Raw genomic sequence first — 22683 nt, forward strand, 5'->3', positions numbered from 1 at the left:
TTCTTTAAATATCGGAAATTACTCGAAATATCTAAATTCTTTAAGAAAAGTTAAAGAAAAATAAAAATAACAAAGAATGGGTTGTATCTTTATACGAGGAAGGGTACCATTCATAGTGGATTGAAAATAACATATAACCTTGTTAGGTGAGGCTCCTATACAAACATAAGCTATTGCGCAGAAACGTCGAAAGACGCCAATGTGTAAAACAGGAATTGTCGGATTAAGGCTTTTCATAAAATAGCTAAGAAAGGGAACAACTTTCTTTACGTTGTATAGTGCTAAAACTCGGACGATGAGATTGCTAGCAAAGTCTGACGTCCTAAGAGAAGTGAGACTTTTTTGCTTTTCTCTTTGATGGATGACTAAGCTCAAAGGGCATAATAACTGGTACCGTCTGAACACCTACTCCAAGGCAAGAGGAGTGGAAGCAATGATAGAAAAAAAGAAGATCGATTGGCTGCTGATCATAGCTTATTTGCTATTGAGCCTTATCGGTCTTTTAATGATTTATAGTGCAAGTTCTTATCGTTTATTAACGAGAGATCAGCCGCCAGCAAGCTTATTTATGCGTCAGCTTGTCTTTCTGTTACTCAGCTGGGTGCTCCTTTTCATTATTCAGCGAACACGGCGTGAGATTCTGCTCAGTAAATATTTAGCGATCGGTCTGTTGGCATTTGGCGTCTTTACTTTACTATTGGCACGTTTGCCGTTTTTCGGTGTTTCTGTCAATGGAGCGCAACGATGGGTCTCGATTGTAGGGATACAATTTCAGCCCTCAGAGATCGTGAATGTGGGCATGGTCTTATACCTTGCTCATTACTTTCAATCAGCAAAAACTACATTGCAGGAAATGAAACGTCCGCTTTTCGTTTTATTTTTGTGCTGTGTGTTGATCCTCATTCAACCAAAAGTAGCCGGCGTGATGATTTTACTTTTCTTGGCTTTTATCATGATTACCACGGTTCAGGTACCCGTTAAACTCACGGCTCTTTTGTTTGGCGGGTTATTAATCAGTCTGTTCTTGGTTGCTATGTTGATCCTCTTTTTAGGAAACAATGATTTATTGCCCCACATGTTTATGCATGTGTATAACCGAATTCGATTAGTGGGAGATCCATTTTCCGACCCATATAATCAAGGATTCCAAATGATCCATTCCTACTATGCTTTGTTCAATGGTGGTCTTACGGGCCTTGGTTTAGGAAATAGCATCACCAAGAAAGGCTTTTTACCAGTAGCAGAGACTGATTTTATTTTCTCCGTTTTAGTAGAGGAATTAGGGTTGATTTTCGGCATTTTTGTCATCGCTTTATTATTCGTAATTATTTTACGTCTGTTTATACGATCAGCGGCAATCGCAAATCCTCAGATTGGCTTAATATTATTGGGAACCAGCACGTTGCTGTTATTACAAACAAGTATCAATATTGCCAGTATTTTAGGGTTGATGCCGATGACGGGGGTACCTTTGCCATTCATTAGTTATGGTGGCTCCAGTTACTTTATTCTTTCATTTGCCTTCAGTTTATGCCTGAAACTAGAACGAGAGGAGGGTATACTTAATGAAGTTCCTCAAACGACATGAAGCAAACTATGCTTTATTGCTGCCGATTTTCCTGCTGTTTTTGTTAAGTATCTGGGTACAACATCAGGCTTCTGTGATGGATGGCAATGATCCTTCAGGGATTGTTTTTCGGCAGATCCTCTTTTGTATCCTTTCGGCGATTGCTCTTTTTGTAACGAGTTTGATTCCTACGAATTTACTCCTCCGCTTTTCTGGTCTTTTGTACTTGCTATCACTTGGTTTGATGGCCTCTCTTCATTGGTTTTACGATCAAACGATGTTTGAACAAACGCACACCAAACGGTGGATCAGATTTGGTGCGTTTACGATTCAGCCTTCTGAGTTTATGAAAGTGGCCTTTATGCTCTTTATGGTCTATCTCACTTTAGTCTATGAGAAACGTAAAGCAGAACGAACAATCAAATCCGATTTGATCTATGTTACTAAGATCCTGCTATACAGCTTACCCACATTTTTATTGATGTTTATGCAGCGGGACTTTGGAACGAGTTTGGTGTTTATCGTGATGTTAGGTGCCTTATTCATCATTTCCGGTGTTCATTGGAAAATACTGACCGTCGTGATCGGTTTGATTGCCGCTCTTGGTGCTATTTTGTTGCTACTCGTATTCACGGAATGGGGCAATCGTGTGTTGTTTCGCCTTCACTTTTCACAATATCAATTGGATCGGGTGAGAGCCTGGGCAGATCCACTCGCGTACCAAGATTCCATCGCTTTCCAACAAGTCCGCAGTATGTGGGCGATTGGTTCTGGCGGCTTATTGGGGGCACCTGATACCCATACAACGGTGTATGTGCCGGTTCGGGAGTCAGATATGATCTTTACAGTCATTGGAGAAACGTATGGCTTTTTAGGAAGTACTTTAGTCATCTTCCTTTATTTCTATCTGATCTATCAAATCATTTTTGCTGCTTTAAAAACAAATAACAAAGCATCGGTCTATATTGCGATTACCTATGTGTTTGGTTTGGTTTTTCAAATTTTTGAAAACATCGGAGCGGCGATCGGTTTGCTGCCTTTAACCGGCATTCCCTTACCATTCTTAAGTCAAGGAGGAACCTCTCTGATTGCGATCAGCATTGCTATGGGAATTATCTTTGGGTTAGACAAATTTCCGATAAAAGCCAAAAATAGGTCGTATCCATTAAAAGAAAGTAGGGGCTTAACATGAGTAAAACAGCAAAAAAAGGAGTGATAGGCGGAATACTCTGCAGCTGTTTTGCATGGCTGTTTTTCCTCGTTGCATTAGAACCGCGCTGGTTCCAAAGCATCGACAACCTGTTTTCCCAGTTGCCTCAATGGCGGACACCTGCTGTGGAATCGCTTTTTCTCACACTTGCCAGTACGGCTACGATCATTCCCATAGCTGTCGTTCATTTCCTGTTAGCAAGTATTTTATTTATGCGCAAGCAGCGGTTAGAAAGTCTTTGGTTGATGGGGAATATGATTGTGATCAGTGGTGTTGGTCAAGTGATCAAGAAAGTAGTTGATCGACCGAGACCGGATTTTGCTGACAGTATGGAACGGGCATCAGCAAGTTTTCCGAGTGGACATACATTATTAGCGACCACGTTGATTATTTCTCTCCTCTTTTTCTTGGGGCAAACAGTTCCTGCCAAAAGAGGCAAGCGTCACTTTATCCAAAACATGGCCCTATTTCTAGGATTGATCTATTTGTTGCTGATTATGATGAGTCGGTTGCTATTTGGGGTTCACTATCCCAGCGACTTGCTAGCAAGTATTTTATTGGCAAGTGGGATCAGTTATATCACCTATGCTTTCGTCTTTTCAATCAAAAAATATGTACTTAGGGGGAGATAAATTGAGTACAGCAAAAAAACTAATAATCATTTTCCTGATATTGCTGACCGGAATTATCTCAGCAGGAACTGTCTATGCGGTTAGGGTGTATTTTCAAGTAGAGGATGTTGCCCACTCGATCCATCGTCCAATCGAAGGACGAGAAGAGGCGGAAGTCATCGAAAATGCCGAGCCTCTAAGCCTTCTTTTGTTAGGGATCGCCAATGACTCTCGTCGCAAAACCGATTTTCGCGCCAACACCATCATGGTAGCAACGTTGAACCCTGCCACAAGAAAAACCACCCTCACGAGTATTCCTAGAGATGCTTATGTGGAAATCGTGGGACAAGGGTACCATGATAAAATCAATCATGCCCATTCTTTTGGTGGAGCAAAAATGATGATTGAAACCGTCGAACAATATCTTGATATACCGATCCATCATTATTTCTCCTTAAACATGGATGGGATGGCAGATCTTGTTGATGCAATTGGTGGCATCACGGTTGAAAATGAATTTGCTTTTACTGCTGAGAAAATCGATTACCCAGAGGGGGTCCTCGATTTAGATGGCTGGGAGGCGCTTCAGTATACTCGTATGCGAAAGGATGATCCAGAAGGTGACTATGGCCGTCAGCGCCGTCAGAGAGAAGTGACTGAGATTCTGGCAAAAGAGTTAGTTTCACTTTCCAGCGTGATGCGGATTCAGGATCTGCTAACGATCATTGGAGAAAATGGTGAAACCGATCTAACTTTTTCGCAAATGAGTCAATTATTTATCCAATATCAATCAGCATTAGGGACTGTCGAGTCTTACCAAATGGCTGGCAGTGGGTTCACCGGCGATGGCTTCAGAGGAGAATATGGAATTTCCTATCAAGAAGTAACGCCTGAAGAGCAACAGACGACGAGCCAACGTTTAAAAAATGAGTTGTTGATTGATTAACGTCCTGGCTTAGAAACAGAACCAGTTCAATTTTGTTCTTCAAGTATTTCGTAATTAGAGTTGACAGCCGCTTTTCCTCAGGATACTCTTTAGTCAAGCAATGCATTACGGCTTGATAACAAGAGTTTGTTTGGAAAAGAGCTGTCAACTCTATTTCTATTGTTCCACCCTGTCGCTAAGTTATTACAAGGAGGAAAAGTATGAAGATCGTCTTTAAAGACCAATTACCATCTGATTCAAATCAAGTACTCGCTTTGTATGAGGGAGTTGGCTGGAGCGCCTATACTAAAGATCCCGAGCGTCTTTTAAATGCGTTAGCCCACTCAGAGGTGATCACGGCCTATGTTGAAGAGCAGCTAGTGGGGCTTATCCGTTGCATAACCGATGGACAAACCATTCTTTATATTCAAGATCTATTAGTAGCATCCGAGTTCCAAGGTCAAAAAATTGGTCAGCGATTACTCAAAAAAATGCTGGCGAATCATCCATCAATACGGCAAAAGGTTTTGATTACGGACAACACAGAAAAAACGCGTCATTTTTATGAGGCGTGTGGCTTTTCCTCTGTGGAAGAGCAGCAAATTGCCGCATTTATCTATTCAGCAAAAAGCGAATAAGGAATAAGAAAATCGATGTGTCACTGAGAATATTTTTTTAGTTGCGTTGGGTTTGAAGAAGGAGTGGAGAAAAATGAAGATGCGCTTTGCGTTACTTTTTTTGTGTCTCTTTATTGGTGTTGGCGCTTGTGGAGGAAGTCTATTGGCGTTTAAAAGCATTGAGCCGTTAAGCAAAGGGGAGACATTTGCTGGTTTGGAAGCGGCCATGCTGCAAGGAACACCCTTCACGACCTTCTTAATTCCCGGCTTGTTTTTGTTCGCTATCTTAGGTTTGGGTAATCTGATTGTTGTTTTCCTCTTGCGGCTTAACAAAGGGTACCACGGGGTAATGCTTTTAGGCATGAGTTTAGTTGTCTGGATCATCGTGCAGGTCATCTTATTACAAGAATGGAATGTCTTGCATGTGATTTTCTTTTTGCTAGGGTTGCTCCAGTTTGCTTCAGCAGTCTACTTTGTCAGACGGTTGCATATTCCGTTGCCGTTTTCAGCTCATCAAAATTGATTAGATTCGAGATATAGAGATGAAAAAAATTAAATTAATTGAAAGTTTGCTATGAAAAACATGGATTTTTGAAAAATTCTTCTTGAAATCATCCTTCGTTTTTAAAATTATGCTAAACTGAAAGAAGTTGAATTACTTTCTAGAATCAGGAGGATTTATTATTGGAGTTTCTTAAAAAATCAAAAATTTTTGCAGGTCTAGTGATCGTCTGTCTCTTAGGGATCGCGGTCTGGATCTATTCAAATATACTGTTTGTCTTTCGACCACTGGAAGCCATCTTTTCTAGTGTCTTTTTACCAGTATTGATTTCAATTTTTATTTTTTACATCTTTTTACCTTTCTTTAATTGGGTAAAAAAAAGAACGAAAAAGAAAAGCATTGCGCTATATTCGACATTGCTGCTGATCGTTTTTGCAGCGTATTTGATCGTTCAGGTGATTGGACCAGCATTAGCCTATGAGATGGGGCGTTTTATCAATCAAATTCCCATCATCATCAATTTGGTGATCGATACTATTGATCATTCTTATTTAGAAGAATTATTTGGTCCTTTTATTGATTCGATTGATATTTCCCAAGCTAGCAACTTTGCCTTACAGTTTATTACCGGGGCAACCAATAGTCTGACGAGTTTGATCTCCATCGTTTCTCATTCAGCGATCGTCTTGTTTACGATTCCACTGTTATTAGTGTATATGTTTAAAGACGGTGAGAAAGTTCCTGATTTTTTGGCAAGTAAGACACCGAAAAACTATCAAGGCTTAATGCGACAACTTTGTAGTGATTTTCATCAAGCAGCGTCAGCGTACATCGGTGGGAAATTGCTGGTTTGTTCTTATGTTGCGGTTTCAAGCTATTTCATTTTTTCTTTGCTAGGCTTACAAAATGCCTTACTATTAGGATTAATTTGCGGCGTTCTGGACATTATTCCTTATTTCGGCCCCTTTATCGGAGCAGCACCAGCCTTTTTATTTGCGTTAAGTCAAGACATTCGAACAGCTATTTTTCTGATTGTCGGAATCACGATCATTCAGTTAGGTGAATCATATCTTGTTTCACCATTAGTGATGAAAAAAGTATTGCATATCCATCCAATCATTGCGGTTTTCTTATTATTGATTGCCGGCAACTTGCTTGGATTTGTAGGCATGATCGTGGCACTGCCAGTGTATTCGATCGTGATGGCAATGTCTGGTACATTGTTGCGTTTTTTTCAAGAACGAAAATTAGAACGATCTGTAATTGATAAAGATTCATTATAACGAAAATGTTCTACCTTGCTGTTGGAGCGGTCTCCATCAGCAGGTTTTTTTGTTTTTAAGCACTACGTAGCAAGGCCTAAAGACAAATGCTATACTTATTGAAACGAGAAGGACGATAGGAGTGAGGAAATGAAGGTTTTATGGAACGATCAAATCGTTGATCGAGAAGCGGTGAAAATTGACATTGAAGATCGCGGTTATCAGTATGGTGACGGAATCTATGAAGTGATTCGAATCTATAATGGTCGCTGCTTTATGTTAGGGGAGCATATGACTCGCTTAGAAAGTAGTGCGCAAAAAATTAAACTGACGTTGCCTTATACAATTCCCCAATTAACTGAAAACCTTAAGTTACTGGTTAAAACCGAAGGAATCACAGAAGGAGAGATCTATATTCAAATCACCAGAGGAATCGCCTCTCCCCGCAATCACGAGTTTCCGTCTGCTGGAGCAGTCAAAGGAGTCGTGACCGCAAATGTGATCCCCTTTGAACGACCTCTGGAAATGCAGCATGCAGGGCTATCTGCGACCGTTCTTCCAGATGAGCGTTGGTTGCATTGTGATATCAAATCATTGAGCTTGTTAGGAAATCTGTTAGCGCTAGATCAAGCGATCGAAGCGGGGTTCGATGATGCACTCCTGCAACGAGATGGATGTTTCACGGAAGCTTCGGCATCAAATCTCTGGTTTGTCATTGATGGTATCGTCTATACACATCCGGATGGACGCTTGGTATTACCAGGTATCACGAAAATGAAGGTGCTACAGTTGTGTCAGCAATTAGAAATTCCTTATCGAGAAGAACCTGTCCCTGTTGAGGCACTAAACAACGCGCAAGAATGTTTTTTGACCAATTCTGTCTGGGAAATTGTGCCTATCGTCAAAGTAGATGGGAAATCAGTTGGCAATGGTACATTGGGTTCGATCACGAAACGTTTGCAAGCAGCCTATATCGCTGCTACAAAGAGTATGTGCGAATCCTAGTTAACAAGCAAAAGAAACGATTCAAAAAAACTTTGGCCCACCCAGCATGTTTTATAGCTAGGTGGAACAAAGTTTTTTCTTGGATACAAGTGCAGATTTTACCATTCACTAGGATTCCACAATTTTCCGTCAAGTTCTCCTTGTTTCAATTCGATTCGAATTTCTTGCTGATGAAGCAACTTCTCTAGTTCTTGCAAAAATGCTTTTTCGTGATAGTCAGCTGTTTCTTTTATTGACTGCTCTATCAGTGGCTTCAGCCATTCGTGATCCATCACAGCACCTCCAATTCAGTTAAAGCGTCATCTAATTCGATCAACGTTTCATGGTTTTCCTGCAACAAGGATAGCAAAGGAGCAAGCTGCGGTTTTTCAGAAACCAAACGCGCCAGCTTTTCGCTAAACCATTGTTGCTTTTGATCAAATGTAAAGGGAGCCGGCATTAATAAAAGTTGCTGATAGGCAATGACAAAGGCTCGTTTCTCTTGTTCTGATTTATACATCAGTTGATCGAGGACAACGATGGGGAGTACCGTCATTTGGTGTTTTTTTGCCATGAGTACCAGTGGGTGCAAAATTTCATTGAAGGTCGTATTTTCTCGGCCGCCTAACTGAAATTCTTTAGCGGCAACGCCGGTAGAAACGGCGAAACTGATTTCCTTGCCCACCAATGCAGGGGCACATTTTTCCCAAACCGTATCGATCCAAGCTTTCATTTTTGCTGGAACGCTGTACCAATATAGGGGGAATTGTAGAATCAAACGATCGCATGTTTGCAACAGCATCCGTTCATTGGCGAGAGAAAAATCAGAAAGATCATCAAGGAAATGCATGGTGACGTTAGGAAGCTTGGCACTTTCACTAAAGAATCGTTGGGAAAGCGAATTGTGGAAATCCGGATGGCTGGCTACCACTAAAGTTTTTATCATGAGACTGATCATCCTTTCCTATTACATTTACCATATTTTACCAAAAAGAGAAACTAGTCTGCTTTTCTTTTTGTCGAAGTTCTTCTCTTTTAGTTTCGTTTAAGGTACTTCTTTTATACTTGTTATAAGAAAAAGCCAGTAGCGGCTTAAGCGTGATAGAAATGGGGGAATAGAGGATGGAATCAAATGATCCCTTGATGAAAGGTCTAGCAACTATAATAAGGATCGTTGCAAATACAGTGAACTATGTCGAAAATGGACTTGCCAGTTGCAAACAACGAATTGATGGAAAGCGTCAAACGAAAGAAAATGATTACGGCAACGGGCAAGAGTTTACTGAAGTGACTGTCTACAGATGACCGATGCAAAGAAAATAACAAAGATGGCTCACTCCTCAAAGGGTGAGTCCTTTTTTTTATTTCAAGCCATTCATCATCAGTTTGTACTTTTGTTGAGGGAAGGTATAATGAGTAAATGAAGCATAGTGGAGACGGAAGAATGAAGCAATAGTAGGGAGGAGAAGCAGGTGATGAATCATTTATATAAACGAATCCAATACAAAATTCCAGAGCTGAACCGAGTAGAAAGAACGGTCCTTAACTATTGTTTAAGGGCGCCCGAGAAAGTTTCAGAAATGACGGCCGATGAGTTAGCTTCCCAAACGTACACCAGTCAAGCGACGATCAGCAGAATGGCAAAAAAGCTTGGCTTTACCGGTTTTCAAGAATTCAAATTTTCACTGAAGAATTATCAAACTCTTGAAAGAAAATCATCTACTCAAGCTTCTCTTGGCTTATCCCCACTGATCAAGCAAATGATTGACCAGCTGACGACATCCTTATCAATGATTGAAGAGGCTGACTTTCAGCGTGCCGTGGAAATGTTGCAGCAAGCACAACGAATCGAATTTTTTGCTTTAGGGCAAAGTGCGCCGGTTGCATTATCTGCGAGTCGAAAGTTGCGGTTCTTAGGAAAAACGGTTGGCGCTTCAACGGATTGGGATGAATTGACAACCATCGCTAATCAACTATCAAAAAAAGATATGGCTATTTTTATTAGTCATAGTGGGGAAACAATCGGGATGCTAAATTATGCTAACCGGTTGAAACAAAGAGGTGTGCCGATTTTAGCCTGTATTGGTCAATCAACAAGCACGTTGGAAAAGCTTGCCACCTTCTCTTTTTCTGTTGAAATGACAACGATTTATCATCATGAAGTCGATTTGAGCCCACGGATCTCTTTAGCAGCGTTACTGGATATTTTAATTATTCAATACGCCAATCAAATCGAAGAAGTACTTGCTCCGGAATGACCATTCCATTTTGTGAATGGTCATTCTTGTTTTGGTAACTGTATTGTAAGCCTTCTTGATATCGTTTACATTTTAAGAGATAAAAGTGTTAGGAGGAAATGATATGCAAAAAGGAAAGAAAGCAAGCTGGATGGAAATTTTTCAAGGACTTGGGAAAACATTTATGTTGCCAGTCGCTTTACTCGCATTCATGGGTTTATTTTTAGGGATTGGTAGTTCATTTTCATCTTCTTCAACGATCGACGTTTTCCCATTTTTAGGTGCCTCTTGGCTTCAAGTGGTTTTTCGTTTCATGTCAACGATCGGTGGGTTTGCCTTTAGTTACTTACCCGTCATGTTTGCGATGGCGATTCCTTTAGGTCTAGCACGAAAAGAGAAGGGAGTTGCGGCATTTTCAGGCTTTGTGGGCTATGTCGTGATGCATTTATCCATCAATTTTTATTTACAAGAAACGAATCAATTAGCTACTGCAGATCAACTTCGAGAAGCAGGACAAGAGATCGTTTTTGGCATTCAAACATTATCAATGGGTGTTCTAGGTGGTATTATCGCAGGATTGATCGTTTATAAATTGCATACGCGCTTCTACCATTTTCAATTGCCAGATAGTTTTGCCTTCTTTTCAGGAGCCCGGTTTGTTCCAATCATCACCTCGCTTACTTTAGCTGTGGTCGGGGTGATCATTCCGATGATTTGGCCATTGTTTGCTATGATCATCACAGGAATCGGACATTTGATCCAACAAGCTGGTCCTTTCGGTCCGTTCTTATTTGGTTCAGGTGAGCGCTTATTACTGCCATTTGGGTTACACCATATTTTGGTTTCCATGATTCGCTTTACCGAAGCAGGGGGAAGTCAGCTGATCGATGGTCAGCAAGTCTTTGGGGCGTTAAATATTTTTTATGCGGAATTACAAAACGGTTTAAGCATCTCACCAAGTGCAACGGCGTTCTTGTCTCAAGGGAAAATGCCAACCTTTATGTTTGGCTTACCGGCAGCAGCATTAGCTATGTACCAGACAGCAAAACCTGAGAATCGTTCAAAGATAAAAGGCTTGTTGATTTCAGGCGTCATTGCAACTTTTGTGACAGGAATTACTGAACCAATCGAATTTTTATTCTTATTCATCAGCCCTTTATTATGGATTTTTCATGTCATCATGACAGGTGCTGGATTTATGGTAATGAGTCTATTGGGTGTCACGATTGGAAATACCGATGGGGGCGTGATTGATTTTCTTATCTTTGGCGTGATGCAAGGCGCATATACAAAATGGTGGCTCGTTCTGATCGTAGGAGCTTGCTGGTTTGCCCTGTATTACTTTGTTTTTAAAACAGTGATCCTTCGCAAGAACTTGAAGACACCTGGTAGAGAAGAGAACAACGATCAAACGAATGAGTTGGAAGAGGAAATGACCTATTCTGGAAAGAGTGGCTACGATGCCCATGGTATTTTGGCAGCTTTAGGGGGAGCAAGCAATATTGATTCTTTAGACAATTGCATTACACGGCTACGCCTCGTTCTAAACGATGGTACATTGGTTGATGATGAACGGCTAAAAAAACTAGGTGCGCTTGGGGTCGTTCACTTAGATGATACGAACGTTCAAGTAATCATTGGAACGAAAGTAACAACAGTCAGAAATCAACTTGATGCGATTCTTTAGCAAAATTGTCAAGTAGTAGGAGTGAAGAAAATGTTTTTTGATGAGCCAATCAATCGTAAAGGAACCCATTGTACCCAGTGGGATTATGTGGAAGACCGTTTTGGTGAAAAAAACTTGTTGCCATTTACGATTTCCGATACGGATTTCAAGGTGCCAGCTGCAGTTGAAGCGGCACTTATCAAGCGGATGCAGCACCCGGTATTTGGGTATACACGTTGGAATCATAATGAATTCAAGCAAGCGGTCTGCAAATGGTATTCTGAACGCTTTAAAAGTAGGATCGACAGCGATTGGCTGGTCTACAGTCCTTCCGTCATGTATAGCATCAAACTACTCGTCACCTTACTCAGCAATCCAGGAGATGGGATCATTATTCAGACGCCAGCGTATGATGCGTTTTATAAAATGATCAAAGAGAACAAAAGAAAAATCGTACCTAATGCACTCATCTATGATGCCAACTCGTATCGCATTGATTTTGAAGAGCTAACAAGATTGATGGCACAGCCTGAAAACAAAGTTCTTCTCTTATGTAGTCCTCATAACCCAACTGGGAGAGTCTGGCAAAAAGATGAGTTGCAACGAATGATCGAATTGGCGAAAACCCATGATGTATTTATCATCTCTGATGAGATTCATATGGATATTGTAAGAAAAGGACAAAGGCATCAACCAATCATTGAATTGTTGCAAAAAAATGTAGCCCTTGTTACTTCGGGAAGCAAAACGTTTAATTTCCCAGGGTTGATTTATTCTTATGGAATTATTCCTGATTCCAAATTGCGTGATCGCTTCTTAACTCAGTTAAAAGAAGCCGATGGGTTGAGCTCCACCAGTATTTTTGGCATGACCGCAACGATTGCTGCCTACGATAATGAAAGTAAGTGGGTGGATCAGCTCAATGACTATCTGGATGATAACATTGCTTATGTGATTGCTTATTTACAGGAATATCATCCAGAACTCGTGGTCACGAAAAGCGAAGCCACGTATCTTATGTGGATTGATTGTACAGCACTGGATTTAACGATGGTGGAATTGCAGCAACGAATGATTCGTAAGGGAAAAGTCGCGATTATGTCAGGGGAAATCTATGGGAATGAAGGGAGAAATTTTTTACGCCTAAACGTTGGCTGTTCGCGAGAAAAACTCATTGATGGATTGAACCGATTCACATTGAGTTTGACATAACAAAAAAGAACCCACTGAGCAATCAGAAAGATCCTGTATTCTTTCTGATCGCCAGTGGATTTTTTAGTCTTTCGTCCTGTGGGGAGTTGATGTAGTAGTAGCGGGGATTGGTTCAACGACATGGAAATAGCCTTTTTTGTCTTGAATGATCAGCATATCTTGCTGACTCTGGCTCTTGATGATTTCACCTTTAACAATTTCGTTGGTGACAGTCCGATAAATACTTGCAGTCATGCTCATTCCTCCCAACGTTTTTTCCCAACTGGTCTTCAATAGGGGGACCAGTACAAATCAATTGCTTGATTTGTACCAGCAAGGAAAAAGAAAACGAATTGGTATCTTTAGTATAGGAGAGCAATGTTTAGATTGCTGCAATTCCATGTAAAGTTTTTGTTAATCCTTTTATTTTCAGCGATTGACTAATCGGCTAAAGAAAAACGCAAGGCCATTTTATTACTGCCAGACTCCACCATTTTTCCTAGTAACGTTGTTGCATTTTTTAAATACAGTTCGGCCATCTCAGCGTTGGCTTCTTCAAGCAGACGAGTAGGCTCCTTTTCAGCGGAAGCTTTACGATCAGTTTCTTGTTGGATGCGGCGACAAGCCGCCATCGTTTCCATTTCAAAACGGTTGGCAAGATCACTATAGCGATCGTATTCGCTGTCCCCAATCAACGCCAAGGTGCGTCCTAACCAATAGCTATTTGTTGGATCGTAGGTCTTTGTCGTATCACAATAGCCAAGTGGGGTCTTAGTGATAGCTGCATAAAAGGGCACAACGCCGTTGAAGGTATTGGGGCCAAAGGCGAGCCAATGAATGCCAGCGATTGCTGCAGGCACGTGGTTGCGGATCTGCAAAATATGGACTTGCTGGTTGCGATTGAGAGCAATCGATCGAAATTGTGTTTTTTGTGTCTCGGTCCCTGTACCGTAAGGGTCAAAAGGCGTACTTTGGAAGTGGGAGCTCAATGCCCATTTTACATCTTCCACGGATAGCTTTTGTTTTGGGTAGCATACAAACGGGAGCTCTTGATCGATCGGTTCAGCAACTGTTCCGCTAAAGTGTTTTTGAATGTACCATGCCCGCGGGTTGTTGTAACGGGTATCTTTTTCTGAGGAGCTGCCAAAAATATGGCGTAGATTAATGCCTTCAAAATCAGGATTTAATTGATAGTCTTCAATCAACTGTTCGAGATCCTGCGAACACAACGTCATTTCTGAGGCGAAATCGAAGTGATCAATGTTTAAGCGATTGGGTGCCACGACATAGGCATCATCTGGTATGCGAACAGCTGCCCAGTGATGTCCACCGATGGTTTCCATATACCAAATTTCCTCGGCATCAGAAAACGCGATCCCGTTGGCTTCGTAGGTCCCATAGATTTCTAAGAGTTCCCCTAGGCGAAGAACACCTTCTTTAGCGGAATGAATGTAAGGCAGTACAATGCTGACAAAATCAGCTTCCCCGATACCATCTTCCACATATGGATCAATGGCCAAAACGCGTGAATTGGTCGTAATCGTTTCTGTCGCAGTCATGGCGATATTTACTTCATTGATTCCTGAAGCTGCCCAGACTCCTTGGGATTCATCTGCTTCAGGTGTCGAAGTATAACGTAAGGGATCCTTAGGTAAACGGATTCGACAGCCGCTTAAAACGGCGTTAAATTCATTTCCTTGCTGTTCTGGAGTGATGACGACGAATTTTTGCGGTTCCGAACCGCTCCCTGAATCTTCATTACGGGCAATCAGGGTCGAGCCGTCAATCGATGCTTTTTTTCCTACTAGTAAAGTGGTACAGGACGCTTTTTTTCTATCCATCTTTCCAACACTCCTTCATTTCTTCTTACGAATGATTGAAGCTAGTATACCCATAGTCACATGGATTTACAATGCTTTCTATAGAGGGGAACAAAAAAATTTCGCCTTTTTTATTTATTTTTAGTACAATAAGGTGTTGTAAAAAAATCAAAGGAGCCATTATTATGAAGAAAACAGTAATTTTTAGTTATATTTTTTTACTAAGTCTGGTTTTTGCCGGATGTGCCAAACCACCGATGGATGCGGGTGACTCCTCTAGTGACTCTTCGTCAGTCCAACAAAATGCCGAAGAGCGCACTGCCCAAATCAGCTTCAATAATAAAAGTGAAGAGCAAGACCAGGAGATCGAAACCAAAACCGTCACTTTTAAAGAAGGGGTTTCTTTGATGACTATCATGAAAGAGAACTTTGACTTGGAAGAAAATCAAGGGATGATCACCAGCATCGATGGTTTAGCCCAAGATGAAAAAGCTGGCTATTATTGGACATATACGATCAATGATGAAATGATTACGACTGGGGCAGATGATACCTTTTTAGGAAACAACGATAAAGTGGTTTTCACCTATGAAAAATTCGAATAAACCACTTGTATTTGCTAGAAAAGAAATTGCTTATTTAGGGTTGCTTATAGCAGCAGCCGTCGTCGGCAGGACACTTTTTCAACCCTTACCCAATGTTCAACCAATGACGGTGATCTTTTTATTAGTAACCATCCATTTAGGTCTTAGTCGTGGATTGATCGTTTGTCTGCTCTCGATGCTGATTACCAATTTTTACATGGGAATGGGGGTATGGACGATTGCCCAATTGATTAGCTATGCCGTCGTAATTTTTGGAATGTATCTATTATCAAAAAGCAAACTGTTTATGAAAAAGTTGTATTTACAAGTCATTTATAGTGTATTTGCAGGTTTTGCGTATGGCTTTGTGATTTCTTGGATCAGTGTCAAGCTTTATGGGTTTCCCAGCTTTTGGGCTTATTACTTTCAAGGATTGAGCTTTGATGCGTTGCATGCAGCGGGGAATGGCATCTTTTATTTGATGCTGGCACCGATTTTTCTGCGACTTTTCCAACACTACTATCCAAATAAAGACAGCGAAGGGCACTAAGCGCCTCGCTGTCTTTTTGCTTGACTCAGCAGTCGTGGTGGCAAAAACATCTATGTCTAGATGAAAAGTCTTTGATGATCAAACGTGTTGAATGGGGCTATGTGAGGAAACAAGCAGGCATATTGTTGTGCAAAAGCGTTTTCTGCAGGTATCCTTAAGGTATCTAAGGAAGGATGTGGCTTTTGATGAAATGGATCGTGAAAAAAGATGATTTAGAAAGCTACCGTGCGAAGTTCCATGGAAAACTGGCTGGTTATGCCGAGGAAGCCAAAATGATTGCCCTGCCAACACCAAAGTATTTTATCGTGGTGGTTGACGAAGAAAAAATCCACTTGATTCAGTTAGATCTGCAATTTCATGAAAAAGGGATGCAGACAATTATGATCCATGAGATCACAAAATTACAACTAGGCGGTGTGGTAAATAAAAAAGTTCAGATTCAGACACCTTCGACCACTGTCAAATTAATGATCAAACCGTTGGCGATCGGTATCAAAGAGGAGCAAAAAGCCTTGATCGATCGGTTTACCAGAATGTCGCGATAAACATCGGAGGAACACGCGGGAAAATTAGTTGGATTTTTTCAGAAAAAAAGCAAGGGCAGTTGTCTGCACTTGCTTTTCGTGAGTCCTGTTATTCTGGCGTACCGACGATTTTAATAAATTCATCGATATTCTTGATCTTCATATGTTTGATCACTAACTGTTCCCGCTTGTTCCATTTTCCTTCAACTTCTAATTGGTATTTATTTAATGGAAGGCGTAAGACATAGCTGGCTAAGTAGCGATCCTTAATAATGCAATTTACGATTTTGTGGTCTTCTAAAAGTTGGATACCTGTCAGCATCATTGGCGTTTCTTGAAAAACGCGGCTATTGACTAACAATCCAGTGTGGGTTTCGTTCATGGGATCTTCCTTTCTGATAAACCTGGGATAAATCATCTTTCTGTCTGTTATGTTACCTGATTTGCATCAGAAAGGCAATTCCTATAATAAATCCTCGTTATTATAGGTCAAGCACAAAGAAAGGAGGGAAACGACATGGTTGGGTATAATCGTTTCTCAAATGAGTTTCAAAAGGCTTCGAAAGAACTCCGTGAAGGGAAGAAGTCCAAAAATGCCAATAAGGGGCTGCGAACCCGACAAAAAATCGCTGCTGAAAAAGAGCAAAAAGCACAAAATGCTTTTTCGACTGGTTTTTTGATCGGTTCCTTCAGAGAGTTATTCCGCAAAAAATAAGCAAGTTCCGCTGCCAAAGCGGGACTTGCTTTTTGTTTAGAATAAATAATTGAAGAAGACACCATTGAGAAAGGAAAAGCTTAGATAGAATAGAAAAAGTGTTACGATATCCAGCGGTAAACCTTTTAGAATTGGCGGAATCGTGGCAATTTGATTCCGTGTATGAACCCCTGACAAAGCACAAGAAAAGAGGAAATACATGCCTACAGCAACAAATAAATTGGTTAAATAATCGGTATAGGGAAATTGGGTCACGGTGGCGATCGTCAGCAAGAGAACATTGACTAGGAGCGTTTTTTTTAGATCAGTCGTCAAGAAACGTTTTTTTGCAGGAACGATCAGTAAACACAAGCCCCCCGCAATCAAGGCGATGATGGCAGCACTTACCAAGTTGGTGACCACTTGATTGCCATAGACGAAACGATTTTGAAGTAAAAGATAAAAGCTTAACCCACTGAACAAGTAAGCGACCGCAATGATCCCTGAGAGGAAAACCACCCGTGTCGTCACGTTCGGTTTTTTCTCTTTGACGGTCGGTGCCAAATTTTGACAGGCGTAATTTGTGAGTAGAATGACTAGAAAGACCACTAGCCGATTGGCGATCATCATAAGGAACCCTCCTTTTTTACGATTTAGCTCATGATTTTAAGGTTGAACGGGGTCTTTTTTCCTTCCCCTAATATGCGAAGGCGTAAGAAGCGATCAATAAGTGGGGTGAAACAATTCATGATCAAGATGGCATAGCTCATGCCTTCATTTGTAAAACCAAAGAAACGGAAGAGCACAACGAGGAGGCCAACGCCTAAGGCAAAAAGATTTTCTCCTGCTTTTGTTCCTGGTGTCGAAGAATAATCAGTCGCCATATAAATCGCACCCAACATGGCACCACCACTGATGATATGACCGATGACCGTTTGCCAACTGCCAGTAAAAAGTCCTTCTGGACCAAGGATAAAAGCAAAGAGCCCGATCGTCGCAAAGATAATCAGTGGGATACGAGGGGAGATGATTTTCTTGTAAACGAGAAAAATCCCACCCAACAGTAAAAGTAAGGCACTGGTTTCACCGATTCGTCCTCCGGTAAATCCTAAAAAGGCATCCACTAGTTCAGAGCCACTCAACGTTTCTCCTGCTTTCATGACAGCTAATGGTGTGGCACCAGAAACAACATCGTTCGCTGTAGCCTGCGAAACGACATCAGGTGCGATGCTGCCAAAAGGTGGATCAGGCCAACTGATTAGAAACATTTGGTTATAAAACAAGCCAATCAACAGGGCTCGACCGCCGAGGGCTGGATTTAGAAAATTATAACCAATACCGCCAAAAAATTCTTTGACGATGATTACGGCAAACGCCACCCCAATCACGGGAAAATACCAAGGTGCGGTTGGTGGGAGGTTCATCGTTAAAAGCAAGGCCGTCACGACGATGCTTAAATCGAAGCGAAACGGCCGTTTGACAAGATAGGACCAAAGTCCGTCGGCAGCAAACGCCGTGGCTAGTGCAATGAAAAACAAGCCATAAACTTTCAATCCAAAAAGGTAGCCAGAGAATAAAACTGCTGGCAGCAAGGCTAATACCACACACCCCATGATTTTAATGGTCTCGTCATTGCTGCGAATATGGGGGCTTGGGGGTGTTTCTTGATTTTTCCTTTGCTGAAAGAGACGTTCGCTATCGGAATCCTTGTAATAATCAGGCACTTTCCTTCGCCTCCTTTTGCAACTGGGCAACTTTGCCTTTTGCGGCAGTGATATTGGCAGCTAAGGAACGTTTAGCTGGGCAGACGAAGGTACAGGCACCACAATTGATACATGCTTCTGCCAATAATTCTTCACACTTTTGATAATCCCCCGCTCGATAAAACTGATCGATCTCCATTGGCATGAGGCGCATTGGACAAGCTTCGACACATTTGTTGCAGCGAATACAGGGGTTTTCGGCATAGAGCCAATCGGTTTCTTCATTAAAAACAACGATGCCGTTGCTGCCTTTGGTGACCGGAACTTTCAAGGTTTTGACGGATTTTCCCATCATTGGTCCACCAAGAATCAATTTGCTGGGGGCTCCTTGAAAGCCGCCGGCAAAGTCGATCAATTCTCCTGCGAGTGTTCCTAACGGATTTTTGACGATGCAGGGATTTTGAACATCGCCGGTAACGGTTGTATAGCGTTCAATCAACGGTTTGTCATAACAGACCGCTTCGCCGATGGCAAAGCTGGTGGCAACATTGATCAAGACGATACCGATATCGGCAGTCAAACCACCTAACGGCACCTCTTGATCGGTCAATAACTCTACTAACTGCTTTTCACCACCGGTTGGATAAACAGTTGGGACAGTAACGACTTCTATCGTGTCATCCTCTGCACTTGCGGCTTGCATGGCTGAAATGGCTCTTGGTTTGTCATCTTCGATGCCTATTATGATTTTTGGACCATCCAGTAACTTTTGGGCAATCTTTGCACCGTGAATGATTTTCTGGGCTTCTTTTTGCATTAAGAAAGCATCACTGCGTAAGAACGGTTCACATTCAGAACCATTTAAGATCAAAGTATGGATTTTTTTGGTTTCATCAATACTGAATTTGACATGGGTGGGAAACGTTGCACCGCCTTTGCCGGCGACGCCGCCTTGACGGATTTTGTTGAGGATGGTTTCGTTAGCAGCAGATTGCCAGTCGAAGGGGGCTGACAAAAAATCATTTTGATAAGCATAATCATTTTCAATGATGATGGTTTTTCCTTCTTCATTGTTTTGATTCGGCCAATCGACCATGTCGACGATTTTACCCGAAACAGATGCATGAATTTTGGCAGATACAAACGCATCAGACTCAGCGATCACTTGCCCTTGCTTGACGTAATCACCAACGGAAACAATCGGTTCCACCGGAGCACCAATATGTTGTGCTAAAGGGATAAAGACCATCGTGGGTGAAAAGGTAAGAATTTCATCTTGTTCGATCATTAATTTTTCTTTTAACATTTTTAATGGGGGACTTAGTGAAATACCGCCAGTAAATGTTCTCATAACCAACACTCCTTTCTCTCCTAAGTTTATTCTAGCATGCCATAAGGAATCACAAAACCCAAAACGCTTACATTTCACAAGAAAAACTTCTTTCGGTTGACATATGATTGTTTATTCATATATAATAAGTCTATAAATATGATTGATCGTTCATATGACAAATGGACTAGAGGAGGTTTTAATGATGGCTGAACATACTTGTCAACATGATCACACAAAAACGGAGGGGCATTCTCATACTCACGATCATGGGACTCTCCCACGTAACATTTATTTTGTAGGCTTACTGCTCTTTATACTGGCACTTTTTGTTCCGAACCAATGGGTGAAAGATGGGTTTTATTTTGCTGCGGTTTTATTAGCAGGTTATCACATTTCGTGGGAAGGAATCGAGGATACCATAAAGAGTACCAGAGCCAATCGGCGATTCACACCGAATGTACATCTTTTGATGTTGTTGGCAGCGATTGGTTCCATGGTCATAGGAAATTTTAATGAAGCAGCTTTGTTGATTTTGATTTTTGCAGGCGCTCACTTCTTAGAAGAATACGCCGAGGGACAAAGTCGAAGAGAAATCACCAATCTTCTCAAATTGAATCCCACGGAAGCCCGTTTGATGGGTCCGGATGGGAAAACCAAAAAAATTGCCGCTTCTGAGATAAAAAAAGGAGATATTTTGCAAGTGCTACCTGGTGATCAGTTAGCAACAGATGGCGTAATCCTTTCTGGAACGAGTGCCATCAATGAAGCTTCGATCAATGGGGAAAGTATTCCTCGAGAAAAGACTACAGGAGACGAAGTCTATGGGAGTACGATTAATGGAAACGGCACATTTTTGATGGAAGTCACGAAAGACAGCTCTGAAACAGTCTTCGCAAAAATTCTTTCAGTGGTGGAAGCGGCGCAATCAAATCAATCACCGACCGAAACACGAATCAAAAAAATCGAACCAATCTATGTAACAGTTGTTTTCATTGCAGTTCCTTTGTTCATTTTGACTGCACCGTTTCTCTTTGGTTGGGATTGGTATACAAGTTTTTATCGTGGGATCGTAATGATGATTGCGGCTTCTCCTTGTGCTTTAGCGGCAAGCGCCGTCCCTGCTAGTTTATCGGCGATCTCGAATCTAGCGAAAAAAGGGATTCTTTTTAAAGGGAGCAATTACTTGACCAATTTCGCTCAGATCAAAGCGGTGGCTTTTGACAAAACGGGAACTTTGACCGTCGGAAAACCTACAGTCACGGAAGCCGTTTTCGCTGATACGATCGATCGAGCAGAGGCAGCAGCGGTCATCGTTTCGATGGAAAAGCAAGCCAACCACCCATTAGCAGATGCGATCGTTACTTATTTCGAGAAGACAGAGAAAATACGAGAAATCGAACAGTTGACTGTCACAAACGAGATTGGTTCCGGTTTAGGTGCCGTCGCAGGAACAAAAACCTATCGATTAGGAAAAAGAACCGAAAACACCCAGTTAACAGGTTTGATGGAGCAACAGTACCGTCAATTGGAAGCGCAAGGAAAAACAATGGTCGTGTTTTCCATCAACGAAGAGGTTACGGCGATCATCGCATTGATGGATGAGCCGAACGAACAGGCAGCTTCTGTGATTCATTATTTGAAAAATGAAGGTATCCATACTGTTATGATCACCGGAGACAGTGCTTCTGCTGGTGAAGCAATCGGTCAGCGCTTAAAGGTTGACCAAGTGGCTGCCAATGTTTTGCCTGAGAACAAAGCGGAAGCGGTACGAGCACTCCAAGAAGCATACGGACAAACCGCCATGGTGGGTGATGGTATCAATGATGCCCCTGCACTTGTTCAAGCAGACATCGGCTTTGCGATGGGGGAAGGGTCAGATGTTGCGATTGAAGTAGGAGACGCAGTGATCATGAAAAATGATCTTTCGCGTTTTGCATATGCCTATCGCTTAGCGAAGAAGATGGATCGGATCATTTGGCAAAATATTTTTTTCTCCATGTTTATCGTCGCGTTATTAGTCGGCTTGAATCTATTCGGCTTGATGAACATTGGGTTGGGGGTATTTGCCCATGAAGGCAGTACATTGATCGTATTGTTTAACGGGTTACGTCTTTTGCGTAAACTGCCAGAAGCATAAAAAAAGCGGCTATCGAAAGATAGCTGCTTTTTTAATGACTGAATTGTGTCGAAGTTGGAAAATCAAAGGCATCGATTTTTTGTAATCGATTTTCGATCCTTCTTAGAATTCCTTCAGAGGATTCTAACGGTTTGATTGCATGATAAGCAGTCAGCAATAGGACTTTTTCTTTAGCAGGACGATTTTCGATGCGATAGATATTGGCTAATCGTTCAACATATTCGTAATGACTATAGTCCGTTTTATTGATCAAGAAGTGCAAGAGATCTTTTGCTTTCGCATAGTCTTCTTGAAGATAGAAACTGATCGCTTCACGATACAATTTGATATCGAGTTCTTCGATTTGTTCTGGATTCGCTTTTAACGCACGCCACTCATTGATCGAGATTTTTCGTACGACTTTGCCAGTTGCATCGGTCAAAAAAATTACCGGCACATCATTTGGATGTTTTGCTTCTTGCTTAATTTTCTTCATGTCGCACCTCCCGCCTCTCAATGGACTGACTGTTTGATATCTCCTATTTTAAAAGGAATAGCGGGAAAAGTCTACATGTAGATGTTAGATT

General features: G+C 41.5%; 26 protein-coding genes and 1 riboswitch. Of the genes, 17 read left to right on the forward strand and 9 right to left on the reverse strand.

What is annotated here, in order from left to right; genetic code table 11:
• The first annotated feature begins 131 nt into the window (after window positions 1-131).
• A riboswitch (M-box (ykoK) riboswitch) is annotated at window positions 132-307 on the forward strand.
• Between the two features lie 126 nt (window positions 308-433).
• The 8 genes from IGJ74_RS08585 to dat all read left to right on the forward strand — a co-directional run bounded on the left by IGJ74_RS08585 (window position 434) and on the right by dat (window position 7699).
• Entirely contained in the window at window positions 434-1588 is a 1155-nt protein-coding gene (locus tag IGJ74_RS08585) for an FtsW/RodA/SpoVE family cell cycle protein (RefSeq protein WP_008381965.1), read from the forward strand.
• Window positions 1566-2759 (forward strand): FtsW/RodA/SpoVE family cell cycle protein, encoded by a 1194-nt coding sequence (locus IGJ74_RS08590; RefSeq protein WP_005236186.1) that lies wholly within the window; start codon window positions 1566-1568, stop codon window positions 2757-2759. Before IGJ74_RS08585 ends, IGJ74_RS08590 begins: the two co-directional genes overlap by 23 nt.
• Window positions 2756-3409: a phosphatase PAP2 family protein gene (locus tag IGJ74_RS08595; protein ID WP_087664171.1), complete on the forward strand. Its 654-nt coding sequence runs from the start codon at window positions 2756-2758 to the stop codon at window positions 3407-3409. Before IGJ74_RS08590 ends, IGJ74_RS08595 begins: the two co-directional genes overlap by 4 nt.
• Window position 3410: 1 nt before the next feature.
• Window positions 3411-4334: an LCP family protein gene (locus tag IGJ74_RS08600; protein WP_042890381.1), complete on the forward strand. Its 924-nt coding sequence runs from the start codon at window positions 3411-3413 to the stop codon at window positions 4332-4334.
• A 200-nt stretch (window positions 4335-4534) separates the two neighbouring features.
• Window positions 4535-4951: a GNAT family N-acetyltransferase gene (locus IGJ74_RS08605; RefSeq protein ID WP_061054078.1), complete on the forward strand. Its 417-nt coding sequence runs from the start codon at window positions 4535-4537 to the stop codon at window positions 4949-4951.
• 73 nt (window positions 4952-5024) lie between these two features.
• Entirely contained in the window at window positions 5025-5453 is a 429-nt protein-coding gene (locus IGJ74_RS08610; protein ID WP_008381958.1) for a hypothetical protein, read from the forward strand.
• A 161-nt stretch (window positions 5454-5614) separates the two neighbouring features.
• The gene (locus IGJ74_RS08615; protein WP_008381956.1) at window positions 5615-6715 is read left to right on the forward strand and encodes an AI-2E family transporter; all 1101 of its coding nucleotides are present in this window, start codon (window positions 5615-5617) and stop codon (window positions 6713-6715) included.
• 129 nt (window positions 6716-6844) lie between these two features.
• Window positions 6845-7699, forward strand: coding sequence for a D-amino-acid transaminase (gene dat, locus IGJ74_RS08620; RefSeq protein ID WP_086338181.1), 855 nt, complete (start codon window positions 6845-6847; stop codon window positions 7697-7699).
• A gap of 98 nt (window positions 7700-7797) precedes the next feature.
• Here dat and IGJ74_RS08625 read toward each other — a convergent pair whose 3' ends face one another.
• Window positions 7798-7971 carry a hypothetical protein gene (locus tag IGJ74_RS08625; RefSeq protein WP_005236169.1) on the reverse strand — a complete coding sequence of 58 codons (174 nt, stop codon included), beginning with the start codon at window positions 7969-7971 and terminating at the stop codon, window positions 7798-7800.
• Window positions 7971-8636: an NAD(P)H-dependent oxidoreductase gene (locus IGJ74_RS08630; RefSeq protein ID WP_035007267.1), complete on the reverse strand. Its 666-nt coding sequence runs from the start codon at window positions 8634-8636 to the stop codon at window positions 7971-7973. The genes IGJ74_RS08625 and IGJ74_RS08630 overlap by 1 nt, the downstream gene beginning before the upstream one ends.
• 164 nt (window positions 8637-8800) lie before the next feature.
• On the opposite strand from IGJ74_RS08630, the gene IGJ74_RS08635 reads away from it, so the two are divergent.
• From IGJ74_RS08635 to IGJ74_RS08650, 4 genes are all read left to right on the forward strand, one after another.
• Window positions 8801-8983: a hypothetical protein gene (locus IGJ74_RS08635; RefSeq protein ID WP_008381949.1), complete on the forward strand. Its 183-nt coding sequence runs from the start codon at window positions 8801-8803 to the stop codon at window positions 8981-8983.
• A gap of 170 nt (window positions 8984-9153) precedes the next feature.
• Window positions 9154-9936: a MurR/RpiR family transcriptional regulator gene (locus IGJ74_RS08640; protein ID WP_144330333.1), complete on the forward strand. Its 783-nt coding sequence runs from the start codon at window positions 9154-9156 to the stop codon at window positions 9934-9936.
• Window positions 9937-10039: 103 nt separating this feature from the next.
• Window positions 10040-11602: a maltose/glucose-specific PTS transporter subunit IIBC gene (gene malX, locus IGJ74_RS08645; protein WP_218193453.1), complete on the forward strand. Its 1563-nt coding sequence runs from the start codon at window positions 10040-10042 to the stop codon at window positions 11600-11602.
• A gap of 30 nt (window positions 11603-11632) precedes the next feature.
• Window positions 11633-12793: a MalY/PatB family protein gene (locus IGJ74_RS08650; RefSeq protein ID WP_218193452.1), complete on the forward strand. Its 1161-nt coding sequence runs from the start codon at window positions 11633-11635 to the stop codon at window positions 12791-12793.
• A gap of 63 nt (window positions 12794-12856) precedes the next feature.
• Here IGJ74_RS08650 and IGJ74_RS08655 read toward each other — a convergent pair whose 3' ends face one another.
• Both IGJ74_RS08655 and IGJ74_RS08660 read right to left on the reverse strand, forming a co-directional pair.
• Window positions 12857-13027 carry a hypothetical protein gene (locus IGJ74_RS08655; protein ID WP_005236154.1) on the reverse strand — a complete coding sequence of 57 codons (171 nt, stop codon included), beginning with the start codon at window positions 13025-13027 and terminating at the stop codon, window positions 12857-12859.
• A 185-nt stretch (window positions 13028-13212) separates the two neighbouring features.
• Window positions 13213-14613 (reverse strand): C69 family dipeptidase, encoded by a 1401-nt coding sequence (locus IGJ74_RS08660; protein ID WP_218193451.1) that lies wholly within the window; start codon window positions 14611-14613, stop codon window positions 13213-13215.
• Between the two features lie 164 nt (window positions 14614-14777).
• Here IGJ74_RS08660 and IGJ74_RS08665 point away from each other — a divergent pair, with 164 nt between their 5' ends.
• The 3 genes from IGJ74_RS08665 to IGJ74_RS08675 all read left to right on the forward strand — a co-directional run bounded on the left by IGJ74_RS08665 (window position 14778) and on the right by IGJ74_RS08675 (window position 16271).
• On the forward strand, window positions 14778-15197 hold the full coding sequence (locus IGJ74_RS08665) for a DUF4430 domain-containing protein (protein ID WP_430608754.1): 420 nt from the start codon (window positions 14778-14780) through the stop codon (window positions 15195-15197).
• Window positions 15181-15726, forward strand: a complete 546-nt coding sequence (locus IGJ74_RS08670) for an ECF transporter S component (protein WP_218193449.1) — start codon at window positions 15181-15183, stop codon at window positions 15724-15726. The genes IGJ74_RS08665 and IGJ74_RS08670 overlap by 17 nt, the downstream gene beginning before the upstream one ends.
• A gap of 173 nt (window positions 15727-15899) precedes the next feature.
• Window positions 15900-16271 (forward strand): hypothetical protein, encoded by a 372-nt coding sequence (locus IGJ74_RS08675; protein WP_005226207.1) that lies wholly within the window; start codon window positions 15900-15902, stop codon window positions 16269-16271.
• Between the two features lie 88 nt (window positions 16272-16359).
• Here the strand turns inward: IGJ74_RS08675 and IGJ74_RS08680 are convergent, their stop codons facing one another.
• Window positions 16360-16632, reverse strand: coding sequence for a hypothetical protein (locus IGJ74_RS08680; protein WP_005226206.1), 273 nt, complete (start codon window positions 16630-16632; stop codon window positions 16360-16362).
• Between the two features lie 135 nt (window positions 16633-16767).
• Between IGJ74_RS08680 and IGJ74_RS08685 the strand changes: the two genes are divergently transcribed.
• Complete coding sequence (locus IGJ74_RS08685) at window positions 16768-16965, forward strand: hypothetical protein (RefSeq protein ID WP_005236143.1); 198 nt, start codon at window positions 16768-16770, stop codon at window positions 16963-16965.
• Window positions 16966-17001: 36 nt separating this feature from the next.
• Here IGJ74_RS08685 and IGJ74_RS08690 read toward each other — a convergent pair whose 3' ends face one another.
• The 3 genes from IGJ74_RS08690 to rsxC are packed head-to-tail and all read right to left on the reverse strand — an operon-like array spanning window position 17002 to window position 19998.
• On the reverse strand, window positions 17002-17574 hold the full coding sequence (locus IGJ74_RS08690) for a hypothetical protein (protein ID WP_008381938.1): 573 nt from the start codon (window positions 17572-17574) through the stop codon (window positions 17002-17004).
• A gap of 23 nt (window positions 17575-17597) precedes the next feature.
• The gene (locus IGJ74_RS08695; RefSeq protein WP_005236139.1) at window positions 17598-18668 is read right to left on the reverse strand and encodes an RnfABCDGE type electron transport complex subunit D; all 1071 of its coding nucleotides are present in this window, start codon (window positions 18666-18668) and stop codon (window positions 17598-17600) included.
• Entirely contained in the window at window positions 18661-19998 is a 1338-nt protein-coding gene (gene rsxC, locus IGJ74_RS08700; protein ID WP_008381935.1) for an electron transport complex subunit RsxC, read from the reverse strand. The genes IGJ74_RS08695 and rsxC overlap by 8 nt, the downstream gene beginning before the upstream one ends.
• 184 nt (window positions 19999-20182) lie before the next feature.
• On the opposite strand from rsxC, the gene IGJ74_RS08705 reads away from it, so the two are divergent.
• Entirely contained in the window at window positions 20183-22117 is a 1935-nt protein-coding gene (locus IGJ74_RS08705; protein WP_429969888.1) for a heavy metal translocating P-type ATPase, read from the forward strand.
• A 31-nt stretch (window positions 22118-22148) separates the two neighbouring features.
• Here IGJ74_RS08705 and IGJ74_RS08710 read toward each other — a convergent pair whose 3' ends face one another.
• Complete coding sequence (locus IGJ74_RS08710; protein ID WP_008381931.1) at window positions 22149-22592, reverse strand: hypothetical protein; 444 nt, start codon at window positions 22590-22592, stop codon at window positions 22149-22151.
• Window positions 22593-22683: the final 91 nt, after the last annotated feature.

The organism is Enterococcus sp. AZ009, from assembly GCF_050548785.1.
GTDB lineage: Bacteria > Bacillota > Bacilli > Lactobacillales > Enterococcaceae > Enterococcus_D > Enterococcus_D entomosocium.

What these genes read in the sequence shown, in the direction of transcription:
- IGJ74_RS08585 (WP_008381965.1), top strand. Translation starts at nt 434, where the DNA reads ATGATAGAAAAAAAGAAGATCGATTGGCTGCTGATCATAGCTTATTTG.
- IGJ74_RS08590 (WP_005236186.1), top strand. Translation starts at nt 1,566, where the DNA reads ATGAAGTTCCTCAAACGACATGAAGCAAACTATGCTTTATTGCTGCCG.
- IGJ74_RS08595 (WP_087664171.1), top strand. Translation starts at nt 2,756, where the DNA reads ATGAGTAAAACAGCAAAAAAAGGAGTGATAGGCGGAATACTCTGCAGC.
- IGJ74_RS08605 (WP_061054078.1), top strand. Translation starts at nt 4,535, where the DNA reads ATGAAGATCGTCTTTAAAGACCAATTACCATCTGATTCAAATCAAGTA.
- IGJ74_RS08610 (WP_008381958.1), top strand. Translation starts at nt 5,025, where the DNA reads ATGAAGATGCGCTTTGCGTTACTTTTTTTGTGTCTCTTTATTGGTGTT.
- dat (WP_086338181.1), top strand. Translation starts at nt 6,845, where the DNA reads ATGAAGGTTTTATGGAACGATCAAATCGTTGATCGAGAAGCGGTGAAA.
- IGJ74_RS08625 (WP_005236169.1), bottom strand. Translation starts at nt 7,971, where the DNA reads ATGGATCACGAATGGCTGAAGCCACTGATAGAGCAGTCAATAAAAGAA.
- IGJ74_RS08630 (WP_035007267.1), bottom strand. Translation starts at nt 8,636, where the DNA reads ATGATCAGTCTCATGATAAAAACTTTAGTGGTAGCCAGCCATCCGGAT.
- IGJ74_RS08635 (WP_008381949.1), top strand. Translation starts at nt 8,801, where the DNA reads ATGGAATCAAATGATCCCTTGATGAAAGGTCTAGCAACTATAATAAGG.
- IGJ74_RS08640 (WP_144330333.1), top strand. Translation starts at nt 9,154, where the DNA reads ATGAATCATTTATATAAACGAATCCAATACAAAATTCCAGAGCTGAAC.
- malX (WP_218193453.1), top strand. Translation starts at nt 10,040, where the DNA reads ATGCAAAAAGGAAAGAAAGCAAGCTGGATGGAAATTTTTCAAGGACTT.
- IGJ74_RS08650 (WP_218193452.1), top strand. Translation starts at nt 11,633, where the DNA reads ATGTTTTTTGATGAGCCAATCAATCGTAAAGGAACCCATTGTACCCAG.
- IGJ74_RS08655 (WP_005236154.1), bottom strand. Translation starts at nt 13,027, where the DNA reads ATGACTGCAAGTATTTATCGGACTGTCACCAACGAAATTGTTAAAGGT.
- IGJ74_RS08660 (WP_218193451.1), bottom strand. Translation starts at nt 14,613, where the DNA reads ATGGATAGAAAAAAAGCGTCCTGTACCACTTTACTAGTAGGAAAAAAA.
- IGJ74_RS08665 (WP_430608754.1), top strand. Translation starts at nt 14,778, where the DNA reads ATGAAGAAAACAGTAATTTTTAGTTATATTTTTTTACTAAGTCTGGTT.
- IGJ74_RS08670 (WP_218193449.1), top strand. Translation starts at nt 15,181, where the DNA reads ATGAAAAATTCGAATAAACCACTTGTATTTGCTAGAAAAGAAATTGCT.
- IGJ74_RS08675 (WP_005226207.1), top strand. Translation starts at nt 15,900, where the DNA reads ATGTGGCTTTTGATGAAATGGATCGTGAAAAAAGATGATTTAGAAAGC.
- IGJ74_RS08680 (WP_005226206.1), bottom strand. Translation starts at nt 16,632, where the DNA reads ATGAACGAAACCCACACTGGATTGTTAGTCAATAGCCGCGTTTTTCAA.
- IGJ74_RS08685 (WP_005236143.1), top strand. Translation starts at nt 16,768, where the DNA reads ATGGTTGGGTATAATCGTTTCTCAAATGAGTTTCAAAAGGCTTCGAAA.
- IGJ74_RS08690 (WP_008381938.1), bottom strand. Translation starts at nt 17,574, where the DNA reads ATGATGATCGCCAATCGGCTAGTGGTCTTTCTAGTCATTCTACTCACA.
- rsxC (WP_008381935.1), bottom strand. Translation starts at nt 19,998, where the DNA reads ATGAGAACATTTACTGGCGGTATTTCACTAAGTCCCCCATTAAAAATG.
- IGJ74_RS08705 (WP_429969888.1), top strand. Translation starts at nt 20,183, where the DNA reads ATGGCTGAACATACTTGTCAACATGATCACACAAAAACGGAGGGGCAT.
- IGJ74_RS08710 (WP_008381931.1), bottom strand. Translation starts at nt 22,592, where the DNA reads ATGAAGAAAATTAAGCAAGAAGCAAAACATCCAAATGATGTGCCGGTA.